General features: G+C 73.5%; 9 protein-coding genes and 5 pseudogenes. 8 read left to right on the top strand and 6 right to left on the bottom strand.

Annotation, left to right across the window (positions count from 1 at the left end):
• Together JNW91_RS24625 and JNW91_RS24620 are read left to right on the top strand one after the other, a co-directional pair.
• Positions 1–386 (top strand): aminotransferase class V-fold PLP-dependent enzyme (locus JNW91_RS24625; RefSeq protein WP_203177783.1); only part of this gene is annotated, 386 nt, incomplete at its 5' end.
• Entirely contained in the window at positions 383–670 is a 288-nt protein-coding gene (locus JNW91_RS24620) for a GNAT family N-acetyltransferase (RefSeq protein WP_203177782.1), read from the top strand. The genes JNW91_RS24625 and JNW91_RS24620, both read left to right, overlap by 4 nt.
• A gap of 30 nt (positions 671–700) precedes the next feature.
• Here JNW91_RS24620 and JNW91_RS24615 read toward each other — a convergent pair.
• Positions 701–2194 (bottom strand): annotated as a pseudogene (locus JNW91_RS24615) (glycoside hydrolase family 3 protein).
• A gap of 215 nt (positions 2195–2409) precedes the next feature.
• Here JNW91_RS24615 and JNW91_RS33245 point away from each other — a divergent pair.
• From JNW91_RS33245 to JNW91_RS24600, 4 genes and pseudogenes are all read left to right on the top strand, one after another.
• Entirely contained in the window at positions 2410–2535 is a 126-nt protein-coding gene (locus JNW91_RS33245; RefSeq protein WP_255421242.1) for a hypothetical protein, read from the top strand.
• A gap of 101 nt (positions 2536–2636) precedes the next feature.
• Positions 2637–3587, top strand: a complete 951-nt coding sequence (locus JNW91_RS24610; protein WP_203177781.1) for a TIGR03557 family F420-dependent LLM class oxidoreductase — start codon at positions 2637–2639, stop codon at positions 3585–3587.
• 74 nt (positions 3588–3661) lie between these two features.
• Positions 3662–5293 carry a RecQ family ATP-dependent DNA helicase gene (locus JNW91_RS24605; RefSeq protein ID WP_203177780.1) on the top strand — a complete coding sequence of 544 codons (1632 nt, stop codon included), beginning with the start codon at positions 3662–3664 and terminating at the stop codon, positions 5291–5293.
• A gap of 51 nt (positions 5294–5344) precedes the next feature.
• Positions 5345–5847: pseudogene (locus tag JNW91_RS24600) on the top strand (hypothetical protein).
• On the opposite strand, the gene JNW91_RS24595 reads toward JNW91_RS24600, so the two are convergent.
• The gene (locus JNW91_RS24595; RefSeq protein ID WP_203177779.1) at positions 5837–7417 is read right to left on the bottom strand and encodes an MFS transporter; all 1581 of its coding nucleotides are present in this window, start codon (positions 7415–7417) and stop codon (positions 5837–5839) included. The pseudogene JNW91_RS24600 and the gene JNW91_RS24595 sit on opposite strands and share 11 nt — an antisense overlap.
• A gap of 81 nt (positions 7418–7498) precedes the next feature.
• On the opposite strand from JNW91_RS24595, the gene JNW91_RS24590 reads away from it, so the two are divergent.
• Positions 7499–8260 carry a TetR/AcrR family transcriptional regulator gene (locus tag JNW91_RS24590; protein ID WP_203177778.1) on the top strand — a complete coding sequence of 254 codons (762 nt, stop codon included), beginning with the start codon at positions 7499–7501 and terminating at the stop codon, positions 8258–8260.
• Between the two features lie 9 nt (positions 8261–8269).
• Positions 8270–9304, top strand: a complete 1035-nt coding sequence (locus JNW91_RS24585; RefSeq protein ID WP_203177777.1) for an AraC-like ligand-binding domain-containing protein — start codon at positions 8270–8272, stop codon at positions 9302–9304.
• 169 nt (positions 9305–9473) lie between these two features.
• Here the strand turns inward: JNW91_RS24585 and JNW91_RS24580 are convergent.
• From JNW91_RS24580 to JNW91_RS24565, 4 genes and pseudogenes are all read right to left on the bottom strand, one after another.
• Positions 9474–10456: pseudogene (locus JNW91_RS24580) on the bottom strand (DNA topoisomerase IB).
• Positions 10440–11392 (bottom strand): annotated as a pseudogene (locus tag JNW91_RS24575) (glycosyltransferase family 9 protein). The pseudogenes JNW91_RS24580 and JNW91_RS24575 overlap by 17 nt, the downstream one beginning before the upstream one ends.
• A complete protein-coding gene (locus tag JNW91_RS24570; RefSeq protein ID WP_203177776.1) occupies positions 11389–12069 on the bottom strand; it encodes an SDR family oxidoreductase in 681 nt (226 codons plus the stop codon). Before JNW91_RS24570 ends, JNW91_RS24575 begins: the two are co-directional and overlap by 4 nt.
• Positions 12070–12074: 5 nt before the next feature.
• A pseudogene (locus JNW91_RS24565) lies at positions 12075–12840 on the bottom strand (adenylyltransferase/cytidyltransferase family protein); the annotation flags it as partial.

Genomic DNA, 12840 nt, shown 5'->3' with positions numbered 1-12840 from the left:
GCGGTCGGCGACGGCGGGCGCGGCTGCGCGCCGGGCTGGCCGCCGCCCAGGCGCACGAGGATGCGCTGCTGGAGCGGCTGCTCGCCGGGCTGGCGGAGCGGCCCGCCGTCACCGTCTACGGCTCGCCCGCCCGCCGCTGCCCGACGGTGTCGTTCCGGCTCGCCGGGATGTCGCCGGAGGCCACCCAGAAGGCGTTGGGCGCCGCCGGATTCTGCCTCTCGGCCGGCGACTACTACGCCTACGAGTACTTCCAGCTGATGGGTCTGCGCGACAGCGGCGGCGCGGTGCGGGCCAGCATCTACCACTACAACACCGCCGACGAGGTGGACCGGTTGCTCACCGAACTGGACGCGGTGGCCGACCGGGGAGGGAGGATGGTCCGGTGAGCACCCTGATCGAGGACAACCCCGCCAAGAACCGCTTCGAGATCCTGGTCGACGACGCGTTGGCCGGCTTCACCGCGTACGTGCCCCGTGGGGAGGTGCTGGTCTTCACCCACACCGAGGTGGACCCGGGCTTCCAGGGCAAGGGCGTGGCCAGCGCGCTGATCAAGGGCACCCTGGACGAGATCCGTACCCGTGGTGTCCGGCTGGTGCCGCAGTGCCCGTTCGTGGCCGCGTACATCGACAAGCACCCCGAGTACGCCGATCTGGTCGCCGAGCAGCCGTAGGGCAGGGCCGAGCAGCGGTGGACCGGCCGGTCAGCGCGTCCGGCCGGTCAGCGCCTCGGCGGCTGCCCGCCCGCTGGCCCGGGTGGCCCCGTGGGTGGCCAGGTGCGCCGCCCCGGTGACCAGCTCGGGTACGCCCAGCTCGACGACGACCGCGTCCGGGCGGGCGGCGAGGGCCCGCCGCACGGCGGCGCGCATCCAGTCGTGCCGGTGCAGGTCGCGGACCACCAGCACCAGTGGACGCTCACCAGCCTGGGCGCCCGGGTCGGCCGGCACGTCGGGTTCGGCGTAGCGGACCGTGCTGGTGCCGGGCAGCAGCTCGTCCAGCGGCTCCCCGATGCCCCACGGCGTCTCCGCGCCGATGGCGATGTTGCGGGGCGGCTCGAACTCGACCACGTACGCCGGGCGGGTCAGCGGCAGGACGGCCGGTCCGGGCCGCGCGGCGCTGATCCGGACGGCGCGTCGGGCGGCGACGGAGCCCGACGTCGGTGGCGTCGCGCGCGGCGGTCGACCGGGCGGTGCGGGTGGCCACCGTCCAGGCGGCGAGCCGACCGACCCGCTTGGCGGCCTCGGTGAGGCGTTCCTCGGGCAGCTCACCGGAGATCACGGCGGCCACGATGGCGTCGCGCAGCTCGAGGGCGTCCTGCTCGTCGGCGCGTTCGCCTCCGATGCAGATCGCGTCGCGCCGGCGGCGAGCGCGCGGACAGCCGCTCCGGTGAAGCCGTACCGGTCGGCGACGGCGCGCATCTCCACCGCGTCGGTCACCACCACGCCGGAGAAGCCCAGCTCGTCGCGGAGCAGGCCACCCAGGATGCGCTGGCTCAGTGTGGCTGGCAGCTGCGGATCGAGGGCGGGGACCAGCAGGTGGCCGGTCATCACCGCCTGCACCCCGGCTGCCACGGCGGCCCGGAACGGCGCCAGCTCGCAGGCGTCGAGCCGGTCCCGGTCGGCCGTGATGCGGGGCAGGTCGTGGTGGGAGTCGACCCGGGTGTCGCCGTGGCCGGGGAAGTGTTTGGCGCAGGCGGCGACGCCGCCGGCCTGGAGTCCGCGTACCCAGGCGGCGGTGTGCCGGGCGACCAGTGCCGGGTCGGCCCCGAAGGAACGGACGCCGATCACCGGGTTGGCCGGGTTGGAGTTGACGTCGGCGTCCGGGGCGTAGTTCAGGGTGACCCCGGCGGCGGCCAGCTCGGTGCCGAGGTCGTGGGCGACCGCCTCGGTCAGCGCCGGGTCGTCGACCGCGCCGAGCGCGAAGTTGCCGGGCCGGGAACTGCCGCGGCCGGACTCGATCCGGGTGACGTCGCCGGCCTCCTCGTCGATGGCCACGATGACGTCCGGCCGTTCGGCGCGCAGCGTGGCCGTGAGGGCCGCCACCTGGGCGGGGTCGACGATGTTGCGGGCGAAGAGGACCACCGAGCCGAGCCCCTCGCCGAGCCAGCGACACACCCACGGTGGCGGGGTGGTGCCGACGAACCCGGGTTGCAGGACGGCGGCGGCGAGCGCCGGCAGGTGCCCGGCGGGCGCGGTCACGCGACCCCCTCGCGGTGCTGGGCGTCCGTTGCCGGCGTCGACGCGTCCACGCCGACCCGCTGGTTGCGCTCGCTCATGCGGCCCCCGTACCCCATCTCTCGCGCGCCCTCGGCGCACCGCCCGGGCAGGCGGTGCTGCCATGGTCACACCGAGCGATTGAATAGTCAATAAACCTTACAGTTGCCCGGCGGCGCGGTCCCGGGGAGAGTTCGGGGATGGATCCCGCCCTGCTGGCCGACGCGACGAGCCCGGCCGACATCCCCGGCGTACGCCTGCTCGGCCTGGTCGTCGGCGCCCTGCTGCTGCTCGCCGCGATCCGGGCGATGTTCGGCCGACGCTGAGCACCGCCCGTTGGTCCGCACCACGACACGACGGGTGTGGCCGACCGTGGCCGGGGTACGGCTTTCCCCCGTCAGCAGGTACGCGCGCCGAAGGGGAAGCTATGAAGATCGGTTACTTTCTGTCCAGTGAGGAGTACACGCCGGACGAGCTGCTGGAGCAGGCGCGCGGCGCGGAACAGGCCGGCTTCGAGGCGCTGTGGATCTCCGACCACTACCACCCGTGGGTGGACGCCCAGGGGCAGAGCGCGTTCGTCTGGTCGATGATCGGCGCGCTCAGCCAGGTCTGTTCGCTGCCGGTGACCACCGCGGTCACCTGCCCGACCGTGCGAATCCACCCGGCGGTGATCGCACAGGCGGCGGCGACCAGCGCGGTGCTGCACGGCGGCCGTTTCGTGCTCGGCGTCGGCACCGGCGAGGCGCTCAACGAACACATCTTCGGCGACGCCTGGCCGCAGGCCGACGTCCGGCTGGAGATGCTCGAGGAGGCCGTCGAGGTGCTGCGCGAGCTGTGGAAGGGCGGCTTCGTCAACCACCACGGCAAGCACTACACCGTCGAGCACGCCCGCATCTACACGCTGCCCGACACGCCCCCGCCGATCTACGTCTCCGGCTTCGGCCCCAAGGCCATCGACCTGGCCGCCCGCATCGGCGACGGGTACGTGAGCACCATGCCGGACGGCGAGATGGTCCGCCGCTTCCGGGAGAACGGCGGCGGCGACAAGCCGTGTCAGGGCGGCTTCAAGGCGGCGTACGCGGACAGCGAGGACGAGGGCACGCGGATCGCGTACGAGCGGTGGCCCAACGCCGGGGTGCCGGGCGAGCTGTCCCAGGTGCTCCCCTCGCCGCGACACTTCGAGCAGGCCGCCGAGCTGGTCAAGCCGGAGATGATCAAGGAGGCGTTCGTCTGCGGCAACAGCGCCGACGCGCACCTGGAGATGATCGACCAGTACGCCAAGGCCGGCTTCGACGAGGTGTACGTGGCCAACACCGGCCCGCACCACCAGGGCCTGTTCGACCTCTACCAGCGCGAGGTCCTGCCCCGCCTGCGCTGAGGTGGCAATCCGACGAGCCCATGATCGTCCGAACGTGTTTCGGCGGTCATGGGCTCGGGTACCTCCGGCCCTCGATGAAACTGTCCACGCATTCGATGTCGTTGCGCCGCGCGGCGCGCAGCCTGTTCGGCTGGAACGCGCTGCGGCCCAACCAGCTGGCCGCCATGCGCGCGGTCATGAAGCGACGCGACGCCCTGGTGGTGCTGCCCACCGGCGCCGGCAAGTCGGCGATCTACCAGATCCCGGCGAGCCTGATCCCCGGTCCCACCGTGGTGATCTCCCCGCTGCTGGCCCTGCAACAGGACCAGATCGCGGCGCTCAACGAACGGCAACGCCCCGAGCTGCGGGCCGTGCGGATCAGCTCGAACGAGTCGCCCACCCAGCAGGCCCAGGCGATCACCGAGGTCCGCGAGGGTCGGGCGGAGTTCCTGTTCATCACCCCGGAGCAGCTGAGCAACCCCGACCGGATGGCCGAGGTCGCCGCGCTGAAGCCCGCACTGGTGGCGATCGACGAGGCGCACTGCATCTCGGCCTGGGGGCACGACTTCCGCCCCGACTACCTGGCGCTCGGGCACCTCATCGAGGGCATCGGCCGACCGCCGGTGGTCGCGCTGACCGCCACCGCCTCCCCGCCGGTCCGCGACGACATCATCGCCCGGCTGCGCCTGCGCGACCCGGAGCTGGTGGTGTCCGGTCTGGACCGGCCCAACCTCTTCCTCGAGGTGGCGCACTGCCCCACCGAGGACTACCGCTGGCGGCGTCTGATGACCCTGCTGCGCGACGAGGGACGGCCGGGGATCATCTACGTGCCGACCCGCCGCGCGGCCGAGGAACTGGCCACCCGGCTGACCGACGCCGGTTTCCCGGCGCAGTTCTACCACGGCGGAATGGCGGCCGGCCCCCGCGCCGAGCTGCACGAGGCGTTCCTCGCCGACCAGGTGCCGATCATGGTGGCCACCTCGGCGTTCGGCATGGGCATCGACAAGCCGAACATCGCCTGGGTGGTGCACATGGCGCTGCCCGACTCGCCGGACAGCTACTTCCAGGAGATCGGCCGGGCCGGCCGCGACGGCGAGCCGGCCCGGGTGTTGCTGCTCTGGCAGGCCGAGGACGTGGGCCTGCAACGCTTCTTCAGCGGCGGCCTGCCCGACGAGAACGAACTGCGCGACCTCGCCGCGCTGCTGCGCCGCAAGCCGGCCACCAAGACCGAGCTGCGCGAGACCACCGGGCTCGGGCCGCGCAAGCTGGGCCAGTACCTCTCGTTGCTGGAGCAGGTCGGCGCCGCCGAGCCGCGCGCCCGGCAGCGCATCGGCGCACCCCGCTACTCCCCCACTCCGGCCGATGCCGCCGCCGCGGCGCTGGCCGAGGCGGAACGGCAGCAGACGGTGACCCGCTCCCGCACCGACATGATGCGGTCCTTCGCCGAGACCACCGCCTGCCGGGGGCAGACCCTGCTGGCCTACTTCGGCGAGCAGATGACCAAGGTCTGCGCGCACTGCGACAACTGCCACAACGGCACCAGCGTCGCGGACCAGGGAGCGGTCGGGCCGTTCCCGGTGCACAGCCAGGTCCGCCACCCGGAATGGGGGCACGGCATGGTGCTCGGCTACGAGGACGACAAGATGACGGTTCTGTTCGATGAGGTCGGGTACAAGACGTTGTCCGTGCGCGTGGTGTCCGAACAGGGCCTGCTGACGCTGGACTAGCCTGACCCGGGCACCGATTGACCACGAGAGCAGGGCGGAAGGGGCGTTGCCGTGATCGAGCAGCCGGCGTACACCGGTTTTGGTTTCTCCGACGGGGAGTGGGGGCTGCTCGTCGGCCTGCCGCAGTCGGTGCTGACCGCCGCGAGCGCCGCCGAGTCCGACGGCACCCGCCGGACCATGGCGGAGACCGCGGCCGGGCTGGAGACCATCGCCGCCGGACGGGAGTCGGCCAGTCCCCTGGTCGCCGCCGTGGCCGGCGAGATCGTGACCCGGGTCGGCGACCCGGAGACCGGCGAGGAGTTGCCGGTCATCGCGCCCGCCGACCGCGCGCCATGATCGACGACGTGCTGCTGCGCGCCGGCGAGGCCGCCGCGCTGCTGGCCGCCCGGGTCGACGAGGGCGAGGCCGGCGCGTACAAGCACTGGCTAATCAAGATCGCCGAGCAGGTGGTGGGCGCCGCGTCCAGCGGTGGGCTGCTCGGTCTCGGCGGTGAGACGGTCAGCGACTCCGAGCGGCGCTTCCGCGACCGGCTGGCGCACGTGCTCAACGACTGACGGACGACATCGGCGTACCGGTCGGCTCGGCGGTCACCGCCGCGGGGTCGGCCGGCCGGACGCCGCGCAGCGCCACCAGCGCGGTAGCCGCGCCCAGCAGCATCGCCGCCATGGCGGCGTACGCGGCGAGGTGCAGCCCGTCGGTGAACGCGTACCGGGCGGCGTGCAGCACCCCGTCACCCAGTTCCGCCGGCAGCCCCTTCGCCACCGCGAGGGCACCACCCAACGTCTCCTGCGCCGTGTTCCGAGCGTCCAGCGGCAGTTCGGCGGGCAGGCCGTCGAGGACCTCGCGGTGGTAGACGGCCGCACCCACGCTGCCCAGGATCGCCATCCCGAGCGCGCCGCCAAGCTCACTGCTGGACTCGGTCAACGCGGAGGCGACACCGGCCTGCTCCGGCGGCGCCGCGCCGAGGACCAGCTCGGTGACGAGTGACATCACCACCACCAGGCCGCCCGCGTAGACGCTGGCGCCGGTCAGCATCAGCCACAGTGGCGAGTCCGGGGTGACCTGGGTCAGCACCAGGAAGCCGAGCACGGCGATTCCGAAGCCCGCGCCGATCAGGTACGCCCGCTCGACGCGCTGGGCGAGCGCGGCGGCGGCCGGGGCCACGCCACCCACCGCGAGCGACGGCACGAGGCTCCACAGTGCCGCCCGCAGCGGGCTCATCCCCAGCACCAGCTGAAGGTGCTGGGTGGTGAAGATGGCGAAGCCGACCAGCGCGAACATCGCCAGCAGATTGACCGCCAGCGACCCGGCGAAGCCGCGTCGGCGAAACAGCGCCAGGTCGATCATCGGGTACGCCCGGGTCCGCTGCCGGTGCAGGAACAGCGCTCCGACCAGCAGGCCGGCGACGACGGCCAGCGCCCGCCCCGCGTCGACGCCGTCGCGGGCCATCTCCTTGATGCCGTAGATCACCGGCAGCAGCGCGCCCAGCGACAGCACCGCGCTCACCAGGTCGAACCGCCCGGCGGTCCGGTTGCGGAACTCGGGCACCAGGGCCGGCGCGAGCAGGAGCAGCATCAGCATCGCCGGGATATTGATGAGGAAGATGGAGCCCCACCAGAAGTGCTCCAGCAGGACGCCGCTGAGCACCGGGCCGATGGCGATGCCGCCGGTGAGCGTGGCGGTCCAGATGCCGATCGCGGTGCCGCGCTGTCGGGCGTCGTGGAACATGTTGCGCACCAGGGCGAGAGTCGACGGCATCAGGGTGGCCCCGCCCACGCCGAGCACGGCACGCGCGGCGATCAGTGTCGCGGCGCTGTCGGCGTACGCGGCCAGCAGGGATGCCGCGCCGAACGCGGTGGCGCCGAGCAGCAGCAGCCGGCGCCGGCCGATCCGGTCGCCCAGAGCGCCCATCGTGATCAGCAGGCCGGCCAGCACGAAGCCGTAGATGTCGAAGATCCAGAGCTGTTGGGTGGCGCTGGGGCGCAGTTCCTCGCTGATGAACGGGACGGCGAAGTAGAGCACCGACACGTCCATCGAGACCAGGAGCAGCGGCAGCATCAGCACCGTGAACCCGATCCACTCCCGCCGGCCCGCCCTCGGTGCCGGTGTGGTCGTCGCCGTCATGATCGAAACCCTTCTGCGTATGTCGTACGCTGTAATGCGTAGACCATACGCAGAACTAGGATGGCGAGGCAAGGAGGACATGTGGCGGCGAAGAATGACGACAGCGGGCCGGCGATCCCCCCGGCCATCGAGAGCGCCTGGGGGCTGCGCGAACGGCCACCCAAGGGGCCCCGGCCCGGGCTGACCGTGCCCGGCATCGTGGACGCCGCCGTACGGGTGGCCGACGCCGACGGGCTGACGGCCGTCTCGATGAGCCGGGTGGCCAAGGAACTGGGCGCCGCCACCATGGCCCTCTACCGCCACGTCGGCTCGAAGGACGAGCTGCTGATGCTCATGGTGGACGCCGGATACGGCCCGTCGCCCGGCCCGCCCCCGCCGCAGGACGACTGGCGCGCCGGCGTGACCCGATGGGCCTGGGCCGAGCGCGAGGTGCTGCGGCGACGGTCCTGGCTGCTGCACGTCCCGATCACCGGCCCGCCGATCACCCCGCAGCAGCTCGGCTGGCTGGAGGACGGGCTGCGCTGCCTCGACGGCACCGCGCTCGCCGAGGGCGAGAAGATGTCGGTGCTTCTGTTGATCACCGGGTACGTCCGCAACGAGGCCACCCTCACGTCGCAGATCGCGGAGGGCAGCAGGGCGGCCGGCGTCGAGCCGAGCGAGATGATGCCGGCGTACGGCCGCACGGTGGCCCGGCTCATCGACCCGGCCCGCTTCCCGGCGTTGCACCGGGTGCTGGCCGCCGGCGTGCTCAACCAGGACGACGACCCCGACGACGAGTTCACCTTCGGTCTGGACCGGATCCTCGACGGCGTCGAGGCCCTGGTCCGACGGCGAGCGGCCTGAGGGGCGCGGATGTTGCACAGGGACACCGTCGACACGACCGTCCTGCCGCCCGGTGAACGATTCGGGATGTGGCTGGACCTGGTCGCACGCACCTCGGCGCCGCTGCGGATCCAGTCCGCGCACACCGGCGACTTCGCCGCCCGGGCCGACTTCCTCGACCTCGGCCCGATCCAGCTGGTCGAATACCGGTACCCGTCACTGGACGCCACCCGCACCCGCAAGCTGGTCCGCCAGTCGGACCCGGAGCTGTACGTGCTCGCCCTCACCACCGGCGGCGTCGGCACGTCCAGTCAGGACGGCCGCCGCAGCGAGATCCAGGCGGGCGAGTTCACCTTCTACGACGCCTCCCGGCCGCACGACGTCTGCCACCACGCGACCGAGCCGGGACGGACCCAGGCGAGCTCGATCATCACGCTGATCCCGCACGCGGCGCTGCCGCTGCCGCCGCAGCGGATGGCCGCGCTCTACGGCGGCCGGATGTCCGGCTCCGAGGGCGTCGGGGCACTGCTGGCGCAGTTCCTGCTCCAGGTGAGCGGGCATCCCGAGCAGTACCACGCCGCCGATGCCGGCCGCCTCGGCGCGGTGGGACTGGACCTGGCCACCACCATGCTCGGCCGGCATTTGGTCGCCGAGGACGCGGTGCCGACCGAGGTCCGCCACCGGGCGCTGGTCAGCCAGGTGCAGGCGTACGTCCACCGCCACGTCGGCGATCCGGCGCTCAGCCCGCGGGTCGTCGCGGACGCCCACCACATCTCGCTGCGCTCGCTGCACCGGCTGTTCGAGGCCGAGGAGACCACGGTGGCGTCGTACATCCGCGACATGCGGTTGACCCGGTGCCGGCGCGACCTGAGCGACCCGGCCCTGCGCACCCAGCCCGTGCAGGCCATCGCCGCGCGGTGGGGTTTCCCCGACAAGGCGCACTTCAGCCGGGCGTTCCGGGCGGCGTACGGGATCAGCCCGCAGGCGTACCGGGAATCCACCGCGAATCCGGCACGCATCGTCAACCGTCCGGCGTCCATGGTCAACGTCTCGCGGGCAGACTGACACCAACGCGGCCGACCGCCGCCCGCATCGCGGGCCGTGCGAGGCCGCCAACGGGGGCCGTGGCGAGGCGCCCGCCGCCACCCGCGGCGGGCGGCCGCCCGGTGTCAGCCCCGACCGGCCGAGACCCCCGGTCCCGCCACTCTCCCCCCAGGATCGTTGGCGGGGCCGGTCAGGCCTTCTCCAGCAACGCCAACACGACCCGCTCGGCCTCCTCGCGCGGCGCGTCCGGGTCGACCGGCACCACCACCCCGTCGTGGTAGAGGTCGACGACCCGAGGGTCCACGTACGACGTCCGGGCCACCGTGGGGGTGTTGCCCAGCAGTTCGGCAACCTCGCGCATCACCGCCGCCACCGCCCTGCGCCGTGCCGTCACCGAGCGGGCCAGGCCGACGGTCGCCAACTCGGTCGCGGCGAGCACGGTGGCATGCCAGGTACGGAAGTCCTTGGCGGTCATCTCCCCGCCGCTGGCGTCGCGCAGGTAGCCGTTGACCTCGTCGCTGCGCACGTCGCGCCACTCCCGGCCGTCCCAGTAGCCGAACAACCGGTCCGCCCGCCGGCGGCGACGCCGCAGATTGACCAGCACCTGGCACAGCTCCGGATCCTCGATGCGGCGCACCTGCTCGATGCCGCCCTTGGCGGGAAACTCGAAGACCACGCACCCACCCCGTGACCGGGCGTGCTCGGGACGCAGGGTGGACACCCCGAACGTCGGGTCGTCGCCGGCCGCGTACTGGTCACTGCCGACCCGGAACATCCCCATGTCCAGCAGCCGGGCCACCGTGGCCAGCACCCGGTCGCGGCCCAACCCGCGACCGTCCAGGTCCCGGTCCACCCGCTCACGCAGCGCCGGCAGCCGCCGCGCCACCTCCAGCATGTGGTCGAACTTCGCCTCGTCCTGCTTCTCTCTCCACAGTGGGTGATAGAGGTACTGCCTACGGCCGGCCGCGTCGACGCCGATCGCCTGGATGTGCCCGGTGGGGTACGGGCAGATCCAGACGTCCCGCCAGGCCGGCGGGATGACCAGCTCACGCAGCCGGGTCAGGACGTCGGCGTCCCGGACCGGAGCGCCGGTCGGGTCGAGAAAGAGCCAACCCCTGCCGCGCCGGCGACGCCGGTATCCCGGCGGCCCGGATCGCTACGCCGCAAACGCACCGGAGACCCGCACCACCCGTTCCACCTCAGCCACGGCAGCCAGCACCTCGTCCAGGCGCAGGGCCGCCAACGTCGGATGGCTTCCTACCCCGTCCCAGTTGGGCCAATCCCCCTCGCCGGCCCAGAGCACGCGGTGCCGGGGACGGTCCGGCGGTGGCCCCCAGCGCGCCGGCGGCACCGGCCCGAACAGCACCACCGACGGTGTGCCGTACCCGGTGGCGAGGTGGGCCACGCCGGTGTCCCCGCTGACCACCAGCCGGGCGTCGGCCACCAACGCGGCGAGCGCGCCGAGGTCGGTCCGGCCGGCCAGCACGGCATCGGACGGCAGTCCGGCGTCGTGCGCGACCCGCACGGCCAGTGCCCGTTCGTCGGCCGAGCCGGTGAGCAGCACCCGGTGACCCTGGTCGGTGAGCGCACGGGCCAGCGCCGCGAACCGCTCGGCGGCCAGCGCTTCGCGGGGATCTTGCTGCCCGGGTGCAGCAGGGTGGCCCCCGTGGGCAGGTTGGTCGGCTCGGGCCGGCGCAGGCGGAGATCGGCCCGGTCGGCCCGAATGTCGTACCAGGACAGCAGCCGGCACCACCGGTCCACCTCGTGCTCCTGCTCGACCCACCGCGGGCCGGCGGAGAAGCCGACGTCGCGGTTGGCGAAGGCGAACAGCCGCGCGGGTCGGGTGGCGGCCAGCAGCCGGTGCGACCGCGGGCCGCGCCCGTGCAGGTTGACGGCGACCTCCGGAGACGACCCGGCCCGCACCGGCCGCTCCAGCCCGGTGGTGTCCACCAGCCGGTCCACGCCGCCGACCAGGCCGACCAGCGGAGCCAGCCAGGCCGGCGCGGCGAGCGCCAGCTCCCGACCGGGGTACGCGGCCCGCAGCGCCCGCAGCGCGGGCACGGCGGTGACCAGGTCACCGACGCCGAGGGCCCGCAGGACCAGGATCACGGGTACGAGGTCTCCTGCTCGGCGCAGACCACCAGTTCACGCACCGCGCACCCGGCCGGCTGGTTGAGCGCGAACATGATCGCGGCGGCGGTGTCGACGGGGTCGTTGAGGATGGCGTCCGGTCCCGGCTTGTACTGCGGGTCACGCTCGTCGAAGAACGCGGTCCGCATCCCGCCGGGAATGAGCAGGGTCACGCCGACCTGGCCGGCGAGTTCCGCGGCCAGGGCGCGGGTGAAGCCCACCACGCCGAACTTCGCCGCGCAGTACGCGGTGGCGTCGCTGACCGCCTTGACGCCCAGGGTGGAGGCGACCGTGACGACGCGGCCCCGGGAGGTCAGCAGGAACGGCAGCGCGGCCCGGATCACGGCGGCGGTCGCGAGCAGGTCCACGGCCACGATCCGGTCCCAGGTCTCCCCCGGCACGTCGGCGAGCCGCCCCGGCACGTCCATGCCGGCGGCGGTGACCACCGCGTCCAGGCCGCCGGCCTGCTCGGCGAGGTGCCTGGTGGCGACCTCGGCGGCCCGGGTGTCGGCGAGGTCGCACTCGGTCCAGGACACCCCGTCGACCGGCGGCTGCCGGTCCAGCACGAGCGGCCGGCCGCCGGAGGCGGCCACCGCGGCGACCACCGCCGCACCGAGCCCGCTGGAGCCGCCGGTGACCAGGACTCTCGGGCCCATGGCGGTCATCGGACCCGCTCCCGCGTCGACGACGGCGCGACGGAACGGGCGATCATGTCGCTGGTCGACCGACCGTCCAGGTAGGGCACCACCACCGTGTTCCCGCCCCAGCGGCGCAGGACCTCCGCCTCGGGCAGACTCGCGGCGTCCCCACCGCCGGTGGCGTAGTCCCCGCCCTTGACCCAGATGTCCGGCCGCAGCCAGGACAACGCCCCGTCCGGGGTCGGCTCGTCGAAGATCATGACCGCGTCGACGCAGCTCAGCGCGGCGAGCAGCCGAGCACGGTCGCCCTCGGACATCACCGGTCGGTCCGGCCCCTTCAGACCGGCCACGCTGGCGTCGGAGTTGAGGCAGACGATCAGGCAGTCGCCGAGCTGCCGGGCGGCCTGCAGGGTGGCCACGTGTCCGGCGTGCAGCAGGTCGAAGCAGCCCCCGGTCGCCACCACCGTGCCGCCCGCGGCACGTACCTCGGCGAGCAGCGCGGCGACCGGGGCGATGCCCACCCGGTCACCGCCGGGGCCGGCCACGCCGGCACGTACCGGTCGGCTGCGGGTGTCCGCCGGTGGCGGCAGGGCCCGGGCCACTCCCCCGCCGGCCACGTACGCGGTCGCCTCGGCGACCGCCGCCTGCACCGCCTCGGAGACCAGCGCACCCTGGGCCAGCGCGAGGCTGGCCGGCCGCCGCGAACCGGTCGCCGGCGCCGCAGGTCGTCCCCCTCGGCGCTGCCCCGGGGTGGGCACCACCAGCGGCGTCGATCCGGCGTGGCAGAGC

Origin of the sequence: Micromonospora parastrephiae, assembly GCF_016802865.1 — a bacterium.
GTDB lineage: Bacteria > Actinomycetota > Actinomycetes > Mycobacteriales > Micromonosporaceae > Micromonospora > Micromonospora parastrephiae.
Note: the sequence above shows the minus strand (reverse complement) of the source record. Positions and strands in the feature narration are given on the sequence as shown.

Coding starts and splice junctions, on each gene's coding strand:
- JNW91_RS33245 (WP_255421242.1), top strand. CDS start 2,410: ATGGATCCCGCCCTGCTGGCCGACGCGACGAGCCCGGCCGACATCCCC.
- JNW91_RS24610 (WP_203177781.1), top strand. CDS start 2,637: ATGAAGATCGGTTACTTTCTGTCCAGTGAGGAGTACACGCCGGACGAG.
- JNW91_RS24605 (WP_203177780.1), top strand. CDS start 3,662: ATGAAACTGTCCACGCATTCGATGTCGTTGCGCCGCGCGGCGCGCAGC.
- JNW91_RS24595 (WP_203177779.1), bottom strand. CDS start 7,417: ATGACGGCGACGACCACACCGGCACCGAGGGCGGGCCGGCGGGAGTGG.
- JNW91_RS24585 (WP_203177777.1), top strand. CDS start 8,270: ATGTTGCACAGGGACACCGTCGACACGACCGTCCTGCCGCCCGGTGAA.
- JNW91_RS24570 (WP_203177776.1), bottom strand. CDS start 12,069: ATGGGCCCGAGAGTCCTGGTCACCGGCGGCTCCAGCGGGCTCGGTGCG.